This is a genomic window from Gracilibacillus oryzae, assembly GCF_009498735.1.
GTDB lineage: Bacteria > Bacillota > Bacilli > Bacillales > Amphibacillaceae > Gracilibacillus > Gracilibacillus oryzae.
In genome coordinates this window covers 25,664-46,151 of the sequence record NZ_ML762442.1, presented here as the reverse complement: position 1 = coordinate 46,151, position 20,488 = coordinate 25,664, and the positions used below count along the sequence as shown (strand labels likewise).

The following is a 20,488-nucleotide window of genomic DNA, read 5'->3' as shown; positions in this document are numbered from 1 at the left end:
TTAGCCTAAAAGAGCATTGTTCTATGATGCATTCTACTCAAAATGGAGGGGAATCACAATGGTCAAAGATTCATACGCACCAAGGAAAAAGCTGCATGGTAAAGGAAAAAGACCTGATCAACAAAGAAGAGGAAAAGCTTCTTCCAATTCAAGAAACGAAAACAATTAATCAACAATACGAACTTGCAGTCATGGCGACTGCAGGTTTTTCTTACATATTACCGATAGGAAATCAAAGCTAAACTGAAACTTTTCCAGACATGTTTCGTAAAGGTTAGTGAAGCTGGTCCGTTCAGGATTATCATTTACAAGGAGGTATGTACATATGAACATGAAACGGTGGATTGCACTAGTTGTTGCAGCTGCTTTGTTTTTTATTTCGATGGGGTTTCAGTTTATGTCAAGCATTCTTTCAGCAAATATGAACGAAGCCTTTAACTTTGCTGATTTAGATCAGGAATTTAGTGAGAAAGTGGTAGAAGAAGGCTCCCCTGCAAGTAAAATAGCAGTACTCCATTTGAATGGAGTGATTCAGAATACAACACCAAGTTCGCTTTTGAACACTTCCAGCTATAATCATCAGCGCTTTTTGGACATGTTGGAACATGCTGGAGAAGATAATAGTGTAAAAGGCATTGTCTTACATGTTAATACACCTGGTGGAGGTGTTGTGGAGAGTGCTGAAATCCATGACAAGATTAATGAAATAAAAGAAGAAACAAACAAGCCGATCTATGTGTCAATGGGTAACACAGCAGCATCGGGCGGTTATTATGTTTCTGCGCCAGCTGACAAGATTGTCGCACATAAAGCAACTTTGACTGGTTCGATTGGTGTGATTATGGAAAATATTAATTTCACCCAATTGGCTGAAGAGCTGGGAATTGATTTTAATACAATCAAAAGTGGTGAGCACAAAGATATTCTCTCATCTTACCGGGAAATGACAGAGGAAGAAAGGCAAATATTACAATCCATGATTGATGATATGTACAATGACTTTGTTGATGTCATCGTTGAGGGAAGAGGGCTTTCAGAAGAACGTGTTCGTGAGCTTGGTGATGGTCGAATTTATACAGGTTCTCAAGAATTGGAAGTCGAGCTTGTAGACGCCATTGGTTCCCTTGATGATACGATTGCGATGATAAAAGAAGAGCATGATCTTGCCAGCTCCCGGGTTGTAGAATATGAAAACGGGATGCCATTTGGTCAGTTTTTCGGTGCGCAGATTCAGAACATGTTCGGAAATAACACAGATTTTACCGGCATTAAGGAATTATTACAGCAAGGCAATGCACCGCGTGCAATGTATTTGTATTCACGATAAAGGGGTGGGCAAATGGAAGATAATGTAACGAAAAGATACGCCGGATTTTGGATGCGATTTTGGGCATATTTGGCTGATATTATCATCGTTTTCAGCATTAACGGTATATTGCTGCTGCCATTTCAGTTTATTAATGACGGTGCGACGATTCATGTAGGTTATTGGACATTGAATGGGATTTTAGGCGCGCTTGTTTTTTATCTTTACTTTTTGTTTATGACAAAATATTTCCATCAGACATTAGGAAAGATGATCTTTGGTTTAAAAGTGGTTCGGGAAGACAGCATGCCATTAGGATGGAGTGACCTTATTTTCCGTGAAGTTGTCGGAAGATTCATTCACCGTGTGTTTCCCATCACGTTATTGTTATATCTCTTTGTCGCGTTTACCAGACAAAAACAAGGCATCCATGACATGATCGGCAATACGCGTGTTGTGTTAGATGAATGATTGGGATAAGGAAATGCAAGGGTTTTTGTCCATGCATTTCCTGTTAACCTATTCTATCGCAGTGTTAATCGTCTGTAACCTCCACTGATCAAGGTCTCACTTTAACTCACACATCATTAGGTGGTTCCCGTCAGGATCCTTGAAATTAAAAAAGTGACCAAATTGAATGTCTGACAGGAGCTCAACATTTTTTGTTTGCATATAATTGTAGGCATTTTCAATATTATCTGTATTAAAGTGAAAGGCAGGTGTCTTGTAAATCGTTTCTTCAGCGTAAACATTGCTGTCGAGTATCACGTTCACTCCATCAAGTTCCAACACATACAGATGGCCACCAGGGAAATCATCTGCAGGTTCCATCTGCAGCAGTTCACAATACCAGTTGCGCGCTTTTTCGATATCTTTTACTGGTATAAATATCCCTGTAATTTTTTTATTAAATGGATTCATCAAAACCACTCCTTAAAATTATTGATAAATCAACCATATGATGAATAGAAGCGTTCGTCAATTCTGGTAACAATTTATAAGCAATTTAGTCTATAATGTTAACTGGGAAGAGTATAATGAAAGAGAGACAATATAAAAAATAACAGAGTAGGAGATTATATGAAAGGTGTAGGTTTAATTCTTGAAGGCGGTGGAAGCAGGGGAGTATACACTGCGGGTGTGCTGCAGTACTTAATGGAAGCAAACATTTACATCCCATATGTAATCGGTGTTTCATCTGGTGCGTGTAATGGTTCTTCTTATATTTCACGTCAACTCAATCGCAACAAGAGGGTCAATATTGATTATATCCAGCATCCAGAATATTTATCTTTACGAAATTTGTTTTCAAAACGACAGTTATTTGGCATGGATTTTTTATTTGAAACAATCATGAATGAATTAGATCCATTTGATTATGACACATTTTATCAGGCAACAGAAGAATTTGTTGTTGGTGCAACGGACTGTAAGACAGGTGAGGCGGTATTTTACCATAAGTCCAACTATGCACAAGATATGATTACACTTATCCGTGCAAGCAGTTCCCTTCCGTTAATTGCACCTGCTATTCATTTCGAAGACCGGATACTGCTTGATGGTGGTATCACTGCACCACTTCCGATTGAGCAATCAATCAAAGATGGCAACAAGAAAAATATCGTAATTTTAACGAAAAACAGAGGCTATCTTAGAAAATCAGAACCTTTTCACTGGTTAATCCGAAAAAAATACCGAGATTTTCCCCATTTTCTGCATGCAATCGAAAAGCGTCATCATCTTTACAATGAGAAATTGCAACACCTATATGAGGAAGAAAGAAAAGGGAATGTTTTTATTATCAGTCCAATCCAGAAATTATCTGTTGGGAGAATGGAAAAAGACAGAAAAAAGCTGATTCATTTATATCAGCAAGGGTATAATGAAATGAAAGAAATACTGCCACAATTGAAGGAATTCTGTTATGATCCGGACCAGATCAAACATGTGAACTAATATTTTTAATGTTTAATTTCTGAATTTTTACAAAACATAAGGAAGAAATGTTTTTGAAAGGAAGATCACTTATGCCAATTCAAAATGGCCATGAAATTGAACAGCTTGATTTGCTCTCCCAACAGCTTCAGGACGCCACTCGCCGGGCAAGGAACGATGCAGATATCGAAGAAATTCAACAATTACAGCAGCAATTGCGTGAAGTGCAGGATCAGATTCAGGATGCCCGCGGCAAAGCAATTAATGGAAGCGGAACTTCAATGGAACCATTGTTTAATGCACAGTTGCGCGTCGAAGAATGCCAGCATGAATTAAAGCGGGCAGTAGTCAATATAAAAGCACAACAGGAAGATTTATTTTTTTAAAATAATGTTTGAATGAGCAGTGCCATGATGGTGTTGCTCATTTTTTTGTAATAACCGCGAAATCACTTGATTTAAGGTGAAGATTTCCGCTTAATAAGGAGATAACCAGGAAATCACCTGACTCAGAGGGTGAGATTTCCGCTTAATAAGGAGATAACCAGGAAATCACTTGAGCCAGAGGGTAAGGTTTCCGCTTAATAAGAAGATAACGAGGAAATCACCTGAGCCTGAGGGTGAGATTTCCGCTTAATAAGAAGATAACGAGGAAATCACCTGAGTCAGAGTGTGAGATTTCCGCTTAATAAGGAGATAACCAGGAAATCACTTGAGTCAGAGGGTAAGATTTCCGCTTAATAAGAAGATAACCAGGAAATCACCTGACTCAGAGGGTGAGATTTCCGCTTAATAAGGAGATAACCAGGAAATCACTTGAGCCAGAGGGTAAGATTTCCGCTTAATAAGAAGATAACGAGGAAATCACCTGAGCCAGAGTGTGAGATTTCCGCTTAATAAGAAGATAACGAGGAAATCACCTGAGCCAGAGTGTGAGATTTCCGTTTAAAAAGAAGATAACCGGGAAATCACTTGAGTCAGAGGGTAAGATTTCCGCTTAATAAGAAGATAACCGGGAAATCACCTGAGCCAGAGTGTGAGATTTCCGCTTTATATACGAGTTCCCCAGTAATCATTTAAAACAAACACCAACAATTCATCACTCGCCTAACATTTCATAACAATAATATTAAATTTAAAAAATCACTTGATTAATATCAAAAATGATACTAATATTAAAATAGATACTAATAAAAAAGGTGATCAGAATGAAAAATTGGAAAAAGATCTTGCATCCTGTCAGATTTGAGATTATCCAGGCATTGGCTGGGGGCAAATATCTTACAGCCTCCCAGCTTGCTGAATATTTGCCGAAGACTCCTCATGCAACTCTTTATCGGCATATCAAGTATCTTTATCAAGCAGGAATGCTCGTGATTCAGGAAGAAAATCAAAAGCGCGGGACTGTTGAAAGGGTTTATAGCCTGGCGCCAAACACGGAAAGTATCAGTCCCGAGCATTTTGAGAAATTGTCCAAGGAAGAGCATTTGGAGTTATTTACACAGTTTATCTCCAACACCATTCTCGATTATGGTAATTATTTAGAGCAGGGAAACATCAATTTAGTGGAGGACGGGATCAGCTTTAGACAGGCGAATATGTATTTATCTGATCAGGAGTTTCTAGAGATGATAAAGGAATTAAAGAACGTATATCAAAAATACCAGCAATTGGAGCCAGATAATGATCGGATAAAACGAAAATTTACGACAATTATCATTCCGGAGAAAGGAAATGATGCAAATGACGGAGATTAAGTTTAAGAGTGATGTTATGCTTTCAGGAACAATCAATAAACCTGAAGAAAATGATCAACATACGATTATTCTTTTTATCCCGGGATCAGGTAAAGTGGATCGGGACGGAAATGCCAATCAAAAATGGATGAACTTTAGTATTTACAAACAATTAGCGGATTTTTTAATCAGTAAGGGTTTTACTACATTCAGATATGACAAACGCGGGGTGGGGAAGAGTGAAGGGGACCATCTGCGAACAGGCTTGCATGATGCTATTAATGATGTGCAGGCTGCCATTCAATATACCAGAAACACGATGCCCCAAGGAACAAAAATCATGCTGCTTGGCCATAGTGAAGGAACAATGATCGCAACAGCAGTAGCTGCAAGGGAGATGCTTGATGGAATCATTTTATTAAGCGGTGGTGGCGAAACATTTGAGGAAGCTTCTGCACGGCAGCGCGAATTAGCTTTTACAGCACTGAAAGCGAAGAAGAACTTTTCAGGCTGGTTGTTTCGCACCTTCCAGCTTGATAAAAGAACAGAAAAGAAAAACCAGCGCATTTTTGCAAAAATAAAGAATACCGATAAAGATGTGATCAGAGTCCAAGGTATTCCGTTTCCAGCCAAATGGGCGCGTGAGCATTTTGCTTATGATTTGTTGTCAGACTTGAAAAAAATCTCCTGCCCTGTGCTGGCAATCACCGGAGCTGCTGACATCCAATCAGATTACCGGAAACTAGAGCGTTTAAAAGATGTAAACACAGATGTTAAAACATATGTAATAGAGGACATGGATCACTTACTGAAAGAAGAAAAAGATGATGTGAACATACTGGAAATAAAGAAAATCTATCAAAGAAACCATTCTAAACCCATTCATCCGGAATTAAAAGAAAGATTGGCAGAATGGCTGACAGTTTGACTGACTGGCTGACAAAATTTATCGTGTTAATATAGATGATAAAACGAAAGGAGCAGATAATTTTGCAAACAATTATTTTTGATGTTGATGATACATTATATGACCAGGCGTTATCCTTCCATCGAACGTTCCAAAAATTAATCGACAGTGACAAGACTTATGAGCAGTTGGATCAAATCTACCGAAAAAGCCGCAAGTATAGTGAGATCCTTTTTGATCAAAGTGAAAAGGGAGAAATATCGATTAAAGACTGGCAGATTGGCAGAATAACAAAAGCATTCGAAGATTTTGGGATCCAGATTGATGAAGAGGAGGCTGTACGGTTTGATCAGGAATACAAAGAGGAACAGCGCAAAATCTCGCTTTTTCCGGAAATAAAGCAATTATTAACAGAACTAAAGCAGCAAGGCAAGCAGCTGGCAATCCTGACAAATGGAGAGGAGAGCCATCAGGCACTGAAAATAGCCCAGTTGCAACTGGACAAATGGATCAGAAAAGATCATATTTTTATTTCTGGTACCCATGGAATCGCCAAACCAAAACGGGAGATTTTTGATATAGTAGCAGCAGAAATAAATAGTATCCCAGAACAAACGGTTTATATCGGAGACTCCTTTGAAAAAGATGTGGTTGGTGCCAAGCAAGCTGGCTGGCAGGCAATATGGATGAATCACAGAAACAGAAGCATTCCAGCCAACAGCCCATATAAGCCAGACGAGGAATTCCACCATGCAAAAGAACTGTTGGATTTTTTCCAATCCTAACATAAAAAAAGCTTATTCCATGAAAAATAGGAATAGGCTTTTTCTTTTGGCAATGTTGATATTTCGATTAACATTTAGAAAGCCCGACAAATATCAGGGTTTCCATCGTTAGTTTTCTAAGGGTATGTTCGTTTCTGCTCCGCTTTGAACAACAACTAATCTTTCTACTTTTTTAGACTTTTCTTTATCAATTTGAATGACAAATGTTCTTGGTGATGCATCAGTAGTACATTCCTCTTGTGGTTTTAAATAAGATATAGGCACTGTCATCGTATTGTTTGCAGAGCTTAATTCAACCTCTTTTATCGTGTAGGGACAACTTCCGGACTCCTGAATTCCAATGAACAACACGTCTTTCTCGGTAAAGTTAACGTTCGGTATGTTGTTTTCCAATTCATAAAAGTCCCATGTCTGTTCGAATTCTGACTGATTAACCACTTTTCTAATCAAGTATTGAAACAAAGGTGTTGTTTCTCTTTCAAATGCAATCTCGTAAAAATTAACAGGCAATGTCTTTTCAGTTGCTACAAGACCTTCGTACATTTGTTCATTTTCTGTATCAGACTGTTTTGTATCATTTGTGCTATGGCTGCATCCAAATAACGATAAAAACAAAGCAAGTGCAAGTAATGATCTAGACATTTTCATATAATAGTCCACCCCCTATAATAGACGGCTATTGTTTACATAAGGTTACAAGTAAATATGAACTATCATAAGTATCGGCCATTTCAAAACGAAATGCGAATATAAAGGGAAACTTTGATCAGTGGGGGTTTTTGTACCCTCACTGATCATTAGCGAAACTTATCTGGATGCTTAGCGTCTGTTTATCCCCCACTTACTTTCTTCGTGTTACTTGAATCTTGAAGGGGGGGATGGCGCTGTGATCATCATTTACCTTTAACAGGACTATCATTTGGTTAATGTGCTCTTGGCAAGCACTGCCAGTTCCAGTTTTTTTAAACCATCACAGTAGGAATCCCGAATCTTTTCTTTCAAAACTGAATGCTTGGCAGATTGCAATAATTTAATCACTTTCCAATCCTGATACCAGTCCCCTTTATCGGCTGGTAATTGCGGCACATTCCCCCACGCATCTCTGAGTCTCGGACTGTACAATCTATGGGTACCAGCGAGTAACTGACATCTTTCCAGCCTTATCTGATAGTTGTCATATGGAGTCTCTTCCAAGACTGTATTAAATAATTGCGGATAAAAATCGTTTCTGGAACCAGTATGAGAATGGTTGATGGCAAAATCATATACCGCTGAAAAGTTTTCTTCATCGAACAGGAGCTGATATAATTTTTTTCCTAACTCAATTCTTTCATTCAAAGCAGCAAAATGATGAACAGATAGGCCGATAACGTTGGTATTTTCCTCACTTTTTGAAGGGAAAAGAATTTGATTTAATTCCAACAGTTCTTGTAACTTGAATTCAATGGATTCAAAAATCGTGGCATGGTAATCAGGATGATGTACCACTCTGTTTTCAATATAATGCTGTTCATTAATTATTAGTGCTGTAGAGATCATCTTATCATTTTTGGTTTGTAAATAATGATTCCATAGTATTACCATAAAAGAAGAAACACCGAATTGTGGCAGCAGATGAAATAAGTTTCTTTGTTGTAACTTGCTCTCCTGATAAAGAAGCAGCTGGGGATAAGCGTCCTGGAAGATCAGCCAATTGCTTCTTTCCAGAAAAGTAAAGAAATATTCCTGCTGTTTTAATGTTAACAGTTTAGATAAAAAAGTTCCTTTCAAATCGGTCATATTCCAGCCGGCATTTCTCGATACCATATGGGCAAGAAAAGCCCACTCCAATTCAGGAAAAGATGTGAAAAAATCCAGATAAGCTGCTGTTCTTGTCAGATTGTTCAGATTATGTTTTTCTGTTTCTTTTTCAATCTGTCTGACGATCTTCTCCTCTGCATAGGATAGATCAGCAGAATGGTTTGGCAGTTTGTTTTGTTTGAGAGCCTGCTTGATGGCTTTTAATTCAGGAGATAGCTTCCACATTTTAGACCCTCTTTCCTTCTTCTTGCTTACAGTATATGTAATAGAAATTTTGATGCTAACTGTTAGGCTTACCAAAATGTTCCCATATTATGTAATTACTAAATACCACATAATTGAAATCTGATCACAAAAAGCGGTAAAATGAATCAGCGAGAGACGTGGCAGTGAAACAGAGAGAAGAGCAGAGGTGTTCAACATGAAAACAATTTTTGCGGAAATCAATCAATTCAGAGGTTCTCATTATGATTATGGCTATATGCAGGGAGAACAATTAAAAGACTCTTACATTTTAAAAAATAGGGAGAGACAATGGAAAGTCCGCAGACCATTGTTTCAGATCGATGTAGAAGAAGCAAAACAGGTATATCAGAAATTTGCGCCTCAAATTTGGGACGAGTTTAGAGGATTGAAAGATGCACTGGGCTGGTCATGGCAAAAAGTATTATTTGAATTTGGCGGCTACAGGTTAAAAATCCAGAAATCCGGCTGTTCGATTATGATTGGAAAAGACTATTTTGTCCGTAACTATGATTATCATCCGAAAACATATGATGGCATACTAAATCTCTATAAACCATCTGATGCTGGTTATGCAACGATTGGTGTCAGCCAGCGGATAACTGGTCGATGTGACGGGATGAATGAGAAAGGACTTGTTCTAGGTTATACCTTTATCAACAGAAAACGGCCTGGCAATGGATTTGTCTGTAACATGATCGCACGCATTGTATTGGAACAATGTGCAGATACAAAGGAAGCAGTAGAGTTGCTCAAAGCAATTCCTCATCGTGGATCTTTCAGTTATATTCTATATGACGGGAAGCAGGAACCAATGGTTGTAGAAGCATCACCACGCGGGGTGGAATGCAGGAAAGGGTATACCTGTACCAATCATTTTGATTTGCAATTAAAAGAAAACAGACATTATCTGAAAGACTCGATAAAAAGACGGGATTTAATGGAAACCAATTATTCGAAGGGATTGAATGGGGAGGAAGCCTATCATCTGTTAAATGATACAGATAAAGGCTTGTTTTCCGATCTGTACAAAAACTGGGCAGGCACAATTCATACTTCTCTTTATTTTCCAGAACAGTTAGAAGTGTGGTTTGCCCTTGGCGGTGACCAGAAACCAGCTGTTTTTGACTTTAGTGGATGGCTGGAAGGCATTGATACTGCAATTGATAGAGTAGAAGGGGAAGTCAATACAGAAATCCCGTTTCTAAATTTTGAAAAAGCTGACTGGTTCAGCAATAAATAAACGAAATGATGGTAGCTGAAAAATGCCGAACTCATACATTTGAGCTCGGCATTTTCTGTCTATTTTTTAAATATCTTCTTTCTCCATAAAAACAACGCAACTGCTATGCAAAGCACGATAGAAATAATAATCGTAATAAACCAGCCAGATAGCCCGTTATTGGTTATTGGCAGTGCCACATTCATACCAAAGAAACTGAAAACGAGTGTAGGCAAGGTCAGAAAGATAGTAAAAAGCGTTAATGTTTTCATCACATAATTCATTTCATTTGAAATTAGGGACGAATAGGAGTTCGTGATACTATCTAAAATGCTTGAATACAATTCCGTCGTTTCCATTGCCTGTGTGCTTTCAATCAGGACATCCTCAAGTAAATCCTTATCGTCATCATAAAGAGGAATTGATTCAGCCCTCAGAATTTTCTTTAACACCACATTATTGGTACGGATAGATGTTAAAAAATACACTAAGCTTTTTTCAATTTCCAGCAGATTAAAGAGCTGCTTATTTGTTAAAGATTGCTTTAATTTCTTTTCAATCGTAATTCGCTGTCTGTTTAACTTATCCAGACTTTGAAGATATAAGGTGGAAACCGCAAATAATATTTGTAGTGCAAGCCTGCTTTTCATCTTGGTAACTATTTTATCCTGCAATTGGTTTAGAAAAGGAGCTTCCTTCAGACAGACTGTCACAATATAGGATTTGGTAATAATAATCCCAATGGGAAGGGTGGTGTAGGATAGAAATTGGCCCTCATTCTCGCCAGGTACAGGAAAATCATTGATAATAATCGTACAATCTGTTGCTTCATCATATTCTATTCTGGCTGACTCCTCGGAATCAAGGGGATCTTGCAGATAATCTACAGGTATTCTGCATTTCTCAGCAACCTGTAGTATTTCTTCCGTTGTCGGTGCTGTACAATGAATCCAGCTGTCTTGTTTAAAATCTTCTAGTTCTATTAATTTTCCATCTTCTGTTGACTGATATATTGTAATCATGACTATTCTTCCTTTCTATGAAGATATACCACGATCACTTTCCTGTTAAACAAAACGGTCCATTTCATTATGGGCTGTATTTAATAGCAAAATATTAAATTGTGCCAGCAATAATACCACATTTGATCTTAAAATAGGAAGAAAGTTCGGCGAAACTATTGCTTATTAATGTCATTTTTTTATTACTGTATGGTATTATAAAACTACATAATAAGATTATGATAGGTGGATAGTCCCGAATAATATGGATAAAGTGGAATAATAACGAAGGATGGGTAAAATGACCAATTACAATCATATTGAAAGAAACAACAAACTGTGGACTGAAAAAATACTTATTATATATTGGATACTGTTTCTTATATCAATTACAGGACATATGACAGGATGGATTATTACCGTATACTTTTTTCCAGATTATTCGGAAGGGTTTTTCTTAAATCTGCTGATTATTCCGGCAACGATTCAATTGGCATTAATGGGGATTACTACATATTTAATAAAAATAAGAGGTATTTCCAATCATATTCTCATGACATTGACTGGGACACTGCTCATATATGCTGTGATTGTAACGCATTTGGAAATCCCTGGATTGCAGATTCTGTTTATTTTGCAAATGGCGGCGATCTTAGTATATTTGGATCAAAAGAAGCTGACCTTCAGTCTCTATATTAATCTTATTGCCATTATGTCATTATACTTAATTCCGGAAATGCGCAATACGATAACGATTTATGAATTCAGCTGCTATGTATTTGTTATATTAGGCAGTTATTCTATTTTTCGGATTGTTTTATCAAGAGCAAATGAAGTACTTGATAACTTGCATCATGCCATTGAAAAAGAACAACAGTTAATTGTCAAAAGCACAATGATGGAAAGGTTAACGAAGATTGATCCGCTTACAAATTTATACAATCATAAAACTTTTTATGAATACCTGGATTTTCTCTATGAACAGTGTGTCACTTCCGATATGCCAGTTCAGCTGGCTTTAATAGACATTGATAATTTTAAGCAAGTCAATGATCTGCATGGACACAGCAATGGGGATATTGTATTAAAGCGGGTTGCTCAGGCAATTTCCGAGAAAGTAACAGAAGAAGATATTGCCGCAAGATATGGCGGGGAGGAATTTGCTGTATTACTGACAAACAAGTCACTGGAATCAACCTATCAAATTTTAGAAGAGTTGCGTCACCGTATTGCGAATGAGTTTCATAGTGAACTTAACAATTGCATTACCGTAAGTATTGGATTAAAACAACTTGAAAAGCACTTTACAAAATCGGAATTCTTTCATGAAACAGATGAACTGCTGTACAAGGCGAAACATAATGGCAAGAATCAGACGGTTTGTGACCAGTTAACTTTAGCTGCTGTTAAGTAATAGTAGTAGAATATTCAGAATTTTTTAAAAAAGTATTGCTTTTTATTCTTTGTTATATTAAACTAACAATCAGTTAATCATTTAATTTAATAGTATCTCTTATCAAGAGAGGCGGAGGGATTTGGCCCTGTGATGTCTCAGCAACCAGTCTGATCGAAGACCCGGTGCTAATTCCAATAGACTGTTCTCAGTCTAGAAGATAAGAAGAGTGACTTTTATTAACTAAAGGCCTTCTTCTTAGAAGGCCTTTTTTATGTAAGGAGAGCATGAATTTTTAGCAACGAAGTAAACCGACGCAGTAATAATTTTCAAGTACCAAGTATCTGAAAAACTAACACATTCGCTAAATGACGAGCGAATAATTTATAGCAAAAGAGGAGAATGAAAAATGACAACAAAAACTATCACAGGACCATTCAAAGCAGATCATGTAGGAAGTCTATTAAGACCAGAAAATCTATTACAAGCAAGAAAAGATTTTCAGGAAGGCAGCATTTCAGCAGAACAATTACGCGAAGTGGAAAATAAAGCAATTGCACATATTGTAGATAAACAAATTGAAGTAGGTTTAGAACTTGTAACAGATGGAGAATTTCGCCGCCGTTTCTGGCATACTGATTTTCTTGAGCATTTAAACGGCATTGAAGGATATGTTCCGGAAGTTGGTTATATCTTCAATAATGAGGAAGAAACAGAAAAATACAATGTTCGCAATACTGGAAAAATTTCTTTCAACCCAGATCATCCTTTTATCCAGGATTTCAAAGAGTTTAATGAAATTGTTGGTGGCCGTGCGGTAGCGAAACAAACGATTCCAAGTCCGAACCAGTTATTCAATATCGGAATCCGTGATGAATCCATTTATCCGGATATTGAAAATTATGCAAACGACGTGATCCAGGCGTATCGCGATGCAGTGAAAGCATTCTATGATGCTGGTGTTCGTTACCTTCAGTTTGATGATGTATATATTGCTGGTTTATCTTCACCTGATATTCCATTTAATGATGGCGAATTTTCAAGAGATTTCTTAATTGATCTGGCTTTGCGTGTAGTCAATGGTGTGCTTGAAGACAAGCCAAGTGACTTAACTGTGACAACGCATTTATGCCGTGGGAACTACCGTTCAAACTGGGCATTTGAAGGAAGCTATGATCTGATCGCCCCAACATTATTCGCCAAAGAAAAAGTGGATGGCTTTTTCCTGGAATATGATGATGATCGTTCTGGCGGTTTCAAACCATTAGGCCATATCCCGAATGACGGTGCAAAAGTGGTGCTAGGTCTGATTACTTCAAAAACAGGAGAATTAGAGAACAAAGAGCAAATTAAAAAACGTGTAGAGGAAGCGACTCAATATGTTCCTTTAGAGCAGCTTTGCTTAAGCCCGCAATGTGGATTTGCTTCCACACACCACGGGAATTTATTAACAGAAGAAGACCAGTGGAATAAATTAAAATATATCGTGGACTTAGCGAATGAGATTTGGAGTTCTAACAGATAATTTTTTGTCTGCAATATAAAAATGTTGTTAATAGGTGTAGAGGCTGAAACAAAACTATATTGTACGTATCAAAACCCGGACATTCAATAGCGTGTCCGGATTTTTGTTCATGAAAAAACTGGTTCATATTTCGCTCCGTCAAAATACTTCGCTTTCACCACAGGCATAAGTGCGACATCTACTCCAGCACACTAAGCTTTCGTAGTGTCTTCTTTACCGCGGGCACGGCCTTAGCTTCCTCGGAAAGCAAATCCCGCTTTCCTGCGGGATCTTCGGCTCGCGCTGTTCCCGCATGAGCTTAGTATTTTGACTACGCTTATTATGTGCGTACATTTTCTGCATTATAGTATCATTCGTATATTTTAGTTATGTCCCATGCTCTTTTTGCTTTACCTAGCTAGCAACAACATAGGAAATATGTTCACAAAGTTCAAAGCCTCAATACAAGCTTGTTTTTTAAAACAGACTAATAGGAAAAATATTCTCTTAAAAATGTCTGGAACATGCTCGTTTCTTTCGATTCGCCGCGGGTTATGATATAGGTTGATGCCCTTGGTAAACGAATTCCCGGTGTGTCGGCTTCAAGCATTCGTCCTTCCATAAGTTCCCGTCTTACCGCCGATTTCGGCAGAAAAGAAAAACCCAAACCCTCCTCGATAAATCTTTTGGTAATATGCACCTGTGAAACGATCATTGTCCGTATTCTCTGATGCTTTCCCCTTATTGCAGCTAAAAGGCTGTCCCAATATTCGGGATGATTAAAAGTAAATAATGTCTGTGTTTCAATCAGGAAATCCAGATCGATTGGTGGACTGCTTTCCATGTCACCGCCATCATGCGGGCATACACAAACCACATCCTCTTCCATGATTTTTTGATTTGTTAATGTTGTTTGAATTGGATGCATCCTTGATAATCCTATATCCGCTTCTCCTTTTTCTATCATTTCACCAATATCACTGGATTCGCACACCTGTACGATCACTTCGATCTCCTGATAACGCTCCATAAACTGTCTGATAATATAGGGAAGAACGGAAGCAGCGAGGATCGGAGAAACAGCTAATGTCAGTGTTTTTTTATAGCCCTGATGCCATGATGTTAAGTCATGGGCTCCTTCTTCATAGGCGGATAAAATAAGATTTGCATGTGGGAGGAAGCGATGTCCTGCTTCTGTTAGCACGATATTACGCCCAGATCGGCGGAAAAACTTTGTGTGGAAGTTTTTCTCAAGCTGTTTAATATGTGTTGTCACAGTTGGTTGAGCCAAAAATAACTCTTCCGCTGTTTGCCTGAAGTTCTCATTTTTTGCAGCTGTTACAAATGTTCGAAGCCAATGTATATTCATCTTCTCATCTCCAATTAATTATGAATTCTTATCAATTATAAATAAATTAACTAATATTCATAATGATAATTCTCCTGTAAACTAAAATCAATCATTAATAGGGGAGGTTATTTTTCATGAATTTTCGCCCAGGTCTCGAGGGAGTTGTAGCAGTACAAACCAAATTGAGTGATATAGATGGTGATAACGGGAAGCTGATTTTTCGTGGATATCATGCAGATCAATTAGCAAAACAGTATAACTTTGAGGAAGCAGTCCATCTGCTTTTATATGGAAGATTGCCAGAACCATTGGAGTTAAGGCAACTCAAAGATAAGTTAGCAAAAGAAAGGCAATTATCAGAACGATTAAAAAACCTTATGAACGATTTACCGGAAGAGATGGAAATGATGGCTGTGTTACGAACTTGCATTTCTGCAATGGAGTCTCAACCTGCATGGCCGCCAACAGTGGAAGAAGCAATCAGAATCATTGCCATTATACCTAGCATTCTGACTTACCGCTATCGACAAGTGAATAATCTGGATCCTATCCCGCCAAAACAAGATCTTGATCATGTTGCCAACTATTTATATATGATGAAAGGAGAGCTGCCGAAAGCCTCCCATGTTAGGGCACTTAATGCCTATTTTGTACTGACAGCAGAACATGGCATGAATGCAGCAACTTTTACATCAAGAGTGATTACATCAACAGAGTCTGATCTTTTCTCTGCAATCACAGGCGCAATTGGTGCAATGAAAGGTCCTTTACATGGCGGGGCACCATCTGAAGTGATGAAGATGTTACATGATATAGGGACAATAGACAATGCGGAACCTTGGCTAAGGAAGGCACTGGAGAACCGTCAAAAACTGATGGGATTTGGACATCGAGTATATAAAACGAATGATCCAAGATCTGTAGCACTAAGAGATATTACGGGCGATTTATCAACAGAGGATGACTGGTTCGCGATTGCCAGACATGTTGAAAATACTGCTATTACCTTGCTCGAGGAATACAAACCAGGTAGAAAGCTTTATACCAATGTAGAGTTTTATGCAGCGGCAGTATTTAGAGCAGTTGATTTACCAGAAATGCTTTACACTCCAACTTTTACTGCAAGCAGAGCAGCAGGGTGGTGTGCACACGTTCTGGAACAGGCAGAAAATAATCGAATCTTTCGTCCACTGTCTGAATACACTGGGCCTGTTAAGTTGAAATAATAAGTTAACTTAATCACAGCGCCAACCGTCTTTAATACCTTAAACTTAAAGATTTCTTCAAATAACACGAAGAAAGTAAGCGGGGGATAAACAAAAGCTATTGATTAGTGGGGGATGCAAAAACCCCCACTGATCAAAGTTTCACTTTATTTGAACAGATCGTTTCATCCTCATATTTCTTTAAAATAACAGCAGCATTATGCCCACCAAAACCAAACGAGTTAGATAAACCTGTTTTCATGTTCATTTGCCGCGCAACAGTTGGCACGTAGTCCAGGTCACATGAAGGATCAGGATTTTCCAAGTTGATCGTTGGAGGTATTATCCCTTCCTTCAAGCTCATTGCTAAAGCAATTGCTTCCACTCCGCCAGCTGCCCCTAACATATGACCTAGCATAGACTTATTAGCAGTTACAGGAATCTGATATGCTTTTTCTCCAAACAGCTGCTTCATTGCTTTTGTCTCAGATATGTCACCAACTTTTGTACTTGTTGCATGGGCACTGATCACATTCACTTCATCAGGTGATATATTAGCATTTCTTATAGCTGACCTCATCGCATTAAAAGCCCCTTTACCTTCTGGGTGTGTAGCTACAATATGGTGTGCGTCTGAACTTGCACCATAGCCAATAACTTCCGAATAAATCTTAGCTTTTCTTCTTAGTGCATGAGTTAAAGATTCTAAGATCAAAATTCCAGCACCTTCCGACATGACAAACCCATCCCGAGCTTGATCAAATGGACGACTAGCCTTCTCAGGGTCATTGTTTCTTTGAGATAATGCAGTAGCGTTCCCAAAGCTTGCCATGGATAAATCTGTTATTGCAGCTTCTGTTCCGCCAGCAAACACGACGTCCGCTTCGCCAGAGCGAATAAGTCTAAAAGCTTCTCCTATGGCGGTGTTTCCGATTGCACATGCAGATACAGGTGACATTGAAGGCCCCATTGCATTCCATTTAATACTAATCTGAGCAGCAGCTGCATTGGAAATCATGGCAGGTACTAAAGTGGGGCTGACCCTTCTTGGTCCCTTCTGTCTGAGAGTATCAATATTCTCAATTAATGTTTCTATTCCCCCAATACCAGATCCCACATAGACACCTAGCCTTTCTGCATCGATATTATTAAGATCTAACTTCGCATCTTCCCAAGCTTCTTCAGCTGCAGCCAAGGCAAATTGGGAAAAACGGTCTAACCGCCTTGCTTCGCTCTTTCCCAATATTTTTTCCGCATCAAAATCACGAATGATCCCAGCAATCTTTGCCTTATGATCCGTCACATCAAATGTATCAATTGAGGAAATACCAGACTTTCCATTGATTAAATTATTCCAAAATGTCTGGACATTGTTTCCCAGAGGAGAGACTACTCCCATTCCAGTAATAATGGAAAAAGCCGTGTTCCATCTGTCTATGGAAATGACTATTACGGTTGATAAAAAGATTTTCAGATTGATGTTTTATATAATTTTTACTATAATTGTTTTTATATACCAGTCCGTCTGTACTGGTTTATAAAAACTAATTGAGGTATATTTAATGAATAAAAACTTTAAAATAAAGCTAATTTTATTACCGATAGTAGTAGCTTTAGTTACCACGTTAAGCATTCAATTCATTGAAGGAACTTCGGGACCAGATTTAATTCACTTTACGACGTTTGAAAATCTAGTGATCGTTACAATGGTCTTTTTTACAATCTATTTATTTACTATTGGTTGTGTATTACCTATTAATATTTATATAACGAAGAAAATGGATAATAAATTAATATCTTTTGTTTTATTTAATATGGTAGGTTTAATTTTAATAGGTTGCGTTGATATCTGGGTATTAAAAATTTTTGAATTAAAGTCTTTATATTTAATTTTTGTATTGTTCTCAGTGTTGTCATTGATTCCCTTCGAATCTGAGAAAAAATAAGATGAATACTTTGAAAAACATATTGTAGGTAAAACCATTTTAATTACAGTGTGGTTAACCCTTGTATATCGAATACACAAAGGCTTTGCTAATAATCAGTTGTTGCCAGGAAAATCGTTAATTGAAGATTCATTTATGAAAAGCTGTATTCTGCACACTCATTCCCAATATCCCCCAACTTCCCGCAGTCCAGCATTGTATGTTATGATAAAGATAACAATTTAAATAAAGGAGTCTTGGTAATATGGAGATTCCGATTCTGCATGAGGATAACCATCTGCTTGTAGTGGAGAAGCCGGTAAATGTTCCGGTTCAGGCAGATCGCTCACAAGATGAGGATCTATTGAACTTATTGAAACAAGATATCAAAGAACGTTATCAGAAGCCTGGTAATGTTTATTTAGCATTAGTCCACCGTCTGGACCGTCCTGTTGGCGGGGCAATGGTATTTGCCAAAACATCAAAAGCGGCCTCGCGTTTATCTGATCAGATTCGCAGGAATGCTGTCACCAAACAATATTTAGCGGTGGTTCGCGGTTTGCCAAGCAAAAAGTTTGCGAGATTAGAAGATTTTCTAGTTAAAGATAGACAGGAAAATATCGTAAGAACAGCTTCTGAAAAGGAAGAAAAAGCCAAAAAAGCAGTTCTTGACTATCAGGTTCTGGAAACTTCCGGTAATCTGAGTCTTGTCAAAATAAACTTGCATACAGGACGACCACACCAGATCAGAGTGCAATTTGCTTCAAGAGGGTTACCGCTCTATGGTGATCAAAAGTATGGTGCGAAAAGGAATAAAGCCGGACAGCAAATTGCTTTATGGTCCCATTGTATCGGATTTGACCATCCAGTAAAAAAAGAAGAAACGTATTGTGACTCAATCCCGCCGAATCAGTATCCATGGAATTTGTGGGAGGCAATATAGTAAGATGGAAAAGTAACTATCTTTTTGGTAGTTGCTTTTCTTTGTTTAAAAGACTCAATCTAAGCGAAAGGTAAGATGAAATGAAGCAGCAAACCTATTTTTATTATTTTCTTGAAGATATATCGTATGAATTAGCCCAAATTGCCAGAGAACTAGAATACAGTGTATTTACTAGTCCCAGAACAATGCTTACACATGCGCGTGTCTTTATCGAAGGAGTTATCGAGCATGTTTTCCGTTTAGAAAATATACCAGAATATGAGAAAAAGGGGTTACATGATCGCATTCTTTATTTAAATGATCAAGACCTTATGATGAAAGAACAAAGTGATGCAATAAATAATATCCGTCTGTTAGGGAATGATGCAGCACATCAGACAAGAAGTTTTCGTTTTTCGGAGGCATTATCTGCATGGGAATCGCTTTATATTGTGATCAAGTGGTATGTGGAAACGTATGGTTCTGCCACAATAGAAGTGCCAGTTTATAGAGATCCTGCGATCGAACAGGCAGATGGATACGATATTCAGGAACTGCATGCCCGCTTAAAAGAGCTGGAGAATAAACTGATTGATCAAATTAATCAGGTGAAAAGTTCTGATGAACCAAAAAAGAAGCCAAAACCCAGAACAGCACCAATTCCAGGTGAAACGATCATCCGCACAATAACGTATAAAAATGAACAGATAGAAATCCCGTATTTTCTTCGAGATGCTTTTTTGCTGCCGCAGCGATTCCAGAATGCGGAACGATTTATGATCGCATTAGGCGGAGCCCAACAGGCACGAATTATGAGCGAATTACCTGCGAAAATGGAGGGAATGTCCAAACTTGTAAAACGGTATAAAGAAGAGAATGAAGCGTGGTTATTTAAAGATCTGATTCAATTCGTGGAAGAGGAAAGAATCCGCAGACATGTAATCCACCAGCATCCTGGCGAACTGTTTCTATTTTTCCGTTCAGAGTATATTATCATGACAGAAGCCTTGGCAAATATCCCTTTAACCGAAGATAACTTTAAAGGGTTTCCTAATTTCCTCCGTCAGATGCAGGAAGATAATATCATAAAGATTGGCCAATTGCCACAGGAACTGTTAATTCTTGCTAAATATGACAGGGTAGGAGTAGGAACAGTGGAAAAGTTCTTTAAACAGTTAGAAGCCCATTCTGTTTCCGGCTGAAATTAAATATCCAAACAAGAAAGAATTCTGTCAATTACACTGTTTTTGTACT

The 20,488-nt window shown here is 38.0% G+C and carries 21 protein-coding genes and 1 riboswitch; of the genes, 15 read left to right on the top strand and 6 right to left on the bottom strand.

The genetic code is table 11. From position 1 onward, the window contains the following. The first annotated feature begins 23 nt into the window (after positions 1-23). The 3 genes from F9U64_RS17620 to F9U64_RS17610 all read left to right on the top strand — a co-directional run bounded on the left by F9U64_RS17620 (position 24) and on the right by F9U64_RS17610 (position 1,777). Positions 24-242, top strand: coding sequence for a hypothetical protein (locus F9U64_RS17620; RefSeq protein ID WP_153406226.1), 219 nt, complete (start codon positions 24-26; stop codon positions 240-242). A gap of 83 nt (positions 243-325) precedes the next feature. Next, positions 326-1,327 (top strand): signal peptide peptidase SppA, encoded by a 1,002-nt coding sequence (gene sppA / locus F9U64_RS17615; RefSeq protein WP_153406225.1) that lies wholly within the window; start codon positions 326-328, stop codon positions 1,325-1,327. A gap of 12 nt (positions 1,328-1,339) precedes the next feature. After that, entirely contained in the window at positions 1,340-1,777 is a 438-nt protein-coding gene (locus tag F9U64_RS17610) for an RDD family protein (protein ID WP_153406224.1), read from the top strand. Between the two features lie 96 nt (positions 1,778-1,873). Here the strand turns inward: F9U64_RS17610 and F9U64_RS17605 are convergent, their stop codons facing one another. Continuing rightward, positions 1,874-2,227, bottom strand: a complete 354-nt coding sequence (locus tag F9U64_RS17605; RefSeq protein ID WP_153406223.1) for a VOC family protein — start codon at positions 2,225-2,227, stop codon at positions 1,874-1,876. 159 nt (positions 2,228-2,386) lie between these two features. On the opposite strand from F9U64_RS17605, the gene F9U64_RS17600 reads away from it, so the two are divergent. The 5 genes from F9U64_RS17600 (at position 2,387) to F9U64_RS17580 (ending at position 6,668) form a co-directional block, all read left to right on the top strand. Next, a complete protein-coding gene (locus F9U64_RS17600; RefSeq protein WP_153406222.1) occupies positions 2,387-3,262 on the top strand; it encodes a patatin-like phospholipase family protein in 876 nt (291 codons plus the stop codon). A 71-nt stretch (positions 3,263-3,333) separates the two neighbouring features. Next, positions 3,334-3,627 (top strand): hypothetical protein, encoded by a 294-nt coding sequence (locus tag F9U64_RS17595; protein WP_153406221.1) that lies wholly within the window; start codon positions 3,334-3,336, stop codon positions 3,625-3,627. Positions 3,628-4,448: 821 nt separating this feature from the next. After that, a complete protein-coding gene (locus tag F9U64_RS17590) occupies positions 4,449-4,997 on the top strand; it encodes a helix-turn-helix domain-containing protein (RefSeq protein WP_153406220.1) in 549 nt (182 codons plus the stop codon). Then, positions 4,975-5,904 carry an alpha/beta hydrolase gene (locus tag F9U64_RS17585; protein WP_153406219.1) on the top strand — a complete coding sequence of 310 codons (930 nt, stop codon included), beginning with the start codon at positions 4,975-4,977 and terminating at the stop codon, positions 5,902-5,904. The genes F9U64_RS17590 and F9U64_RS17585 overlap by 23 nt, the downstream gene beginning before the upstream one ends. 62 nt (positions 5,905-5,966) lie before the next feature. Continuing rightward, positions 5,967-6,668, top strand: a complete 702-nt coding sequence (locus tag F9U64_RS17580; protein ID WP_153406218.1) for an HAD family hydrolase — start codon at positions 5,967-5,969, stop codon at positions 6,666-6,668. A 108-nt stretch (positions 6,669-6,776) separates the two neighbouring features. Here F9U64_RS17580 and F9U64_RS17575 read toward each other — a convergent pair whose 3' ends face one another. Both F9U64_RS17575 and F9U64_RS17570 read right to left on the bottom strand, forming a co-directional pair. Next, on the bottom strand, positions 6,777-7,316 hold the full coding sequence (locus tag F9U64_RS17575; RefSeq protein WP_153406217.1) for a hypothetical protein: 540 nt from the start codon (positions 7,314-7,316) through the stop codon (positions 6,777-6,779). A 267-nt stretch (positions 7,317-7,583) separates the two neighbouring features. Further along, on the bottom strand, positions 7,584-8,693 hold the full coding sequence (locus tag F9U64_RS17570) for a DUF2515 family protein (RefSeq protein WP_153406216.1): 1,110 nt from the start codon (positions 8,691-8,693) through the stop codon (positions 7,584-7,586). A 196-nt stretch (positions 8,694-8,889) separates the two neighbouring features. Here F9U64_RS17570 and F9U64_RS17565 point away from each other — a divergent pair, with 196 nt between their 5' ends. Beyond that, complete coding sequence (locus F9U64_RS17565) at positions 8,890-9,954, top strand: C45 family autoproteolytic acyltransferase/hydrolase (RefSeq protein WP_153406215.1); 1,065 nt, start codon at positions 8,890-8,892, stop codon at positions 9,952-9,954. Between the two features lie 59 nt (positions 9,955-10,013). Here F9U64_RS17565 and F9U64_RS17560 read toward each other — a convergent pair whose 3' ends face one another. Then, the gene (locus F9U64_RS17560) at positions 10,014-10,955 is read right to left on the bottom strand and encodes a magnesium transporter CorA family protein (protein WP_153406214.1); all 942 of its coding nucleotides are present in this window, start codon (positions 10,953-10,955) and stop codon (positions 10,014-10,016) included. Positions 10,956-11,235: 280 nt separating this feature from the next. Between F9U64_RS17560 and F9U64_RS17555 the strand changes: the two genes are divergently transcribed. Together F9U64_RS17555 and F9U64_RS17550 are read left to right on the top strand one after the other, a co-directional pair. Next, positions 11,236-12,348, top strand: a complete 1,113-nt coding sequence (locus F9U64_RS17555) for a GGDEF domain-containing protein (RefSeq protein ID WP_194287430.1) — start codon at positions 11,236-11,238, stop codon at positions 12,346-12,348. Between the two features lie 96 nt (positions 12,349-12,444). Further along, positions 12,445-12,554, top strand: a riboswitch (SAM riboswitch). A gap of 182 nt (positions 12,555-12,736) precedes the next feature. Next, positions 12,737-13,852: a 5-methyltetrahydropteroyltriglutamate--homocysteine S-methyltransferase gene (locus tag F9U64_RS17550; RefSeq protein WP_153406212.1), complete on the top strand. Its 1,116-nt coding sequence runs from the start codon at positions 12,737-12,739 to the stop codon at positions 13,850-13,852. 466 nt (positions 13,853-14,318) lie between these two features. Here F9U64_RS17550 and F9U64_RS17545 read toward each other — a convergent pair whose 3' ends face one another. Further along, a complete protein-coding gene (locus F9U64_RS17545) occupies positions 14,319-15,200 on the bottom strand; it encodes a LysR family transcriptional regulator (protein WP_153406211.1) in 882 nt (293 codons plus the stop codon). A gap of 116 nt (positions 15,201-15,316) precedes the next feature. On the opposite strand from F9U64_RS17545, the gene F9U64_RS17540 reads away from it, so the two are divergent. Continuing rightward, positions 15,317-16,408: a citrate synthase/methylcitrate synthase gene (locus F9U64_RS17540; RefSeq protein ID WP_153406210.1), complete on the top strand. Its 1,092-nt coding sequence runs from the start codon at positions 15,317-15,319 to the stop codon at positions 16,406-16,408. Positions 16,409-16,541: 133 nt separating this feature from the next. Here F9U64_RS17540 and fabF read toward each other — a convergent pair whose 3' ends face one another. After that, positions 16,542-17,786 (bottom strand): beta-ketoacyl-ACP synthase II, encoded by a 1,245-nt coding sequence (gene fabF / locus F9U64_RS17535; protein WP_153406209.1) that lies wholly within the window; start codon positions 17,784-17,786, stop codon positions 16,542-16,544. Positions 17,787-17,949: 163 nt separating this feature from the next. Between fabF and F9U64_RS23150 the strand changes: the two genes are divergently transcribed. From F9U64_RS23150 to F9U64_RS17525, 3 genes are all read left to right on the top strand, one after another. After that, positions 17,950-18,333: a pilus assembly protein PilB gene (locus F9U64_RS23150; RefSeq protein ID WP_228275780.1), complete on the top strand. Its 384-nt coding sequence runs from the start codon at positions 17,950-17,952 to the stop codon at positions 18,331-18,333. Positions 18,334-18,577: 244 nt separating this feature from the next. Beyond that, entirely contained in the window at positions 18,578-19,255 is a 678-nt protein-coding gene (locus F9U64_RS17530) for an RluA family pseudouridine synthase (RefSeq protein WP_153406208.1), read from the top strand. Positions 19,256-19,335: 80 nt separating this feature from the next. Beyond that, positions 19,336-20,436, top strand: coding sequence for a DUF4145 domain-containing protein (locus F9U64_RS17525; protein ID WP_153406207.1), 1,101 nt, complete (start codon positions 19,336-19,338; stop codon positions 20,434-20,436). The last annotated feature ends 52 nt before the right edge of the window (positions 20,437-20,488 follow it).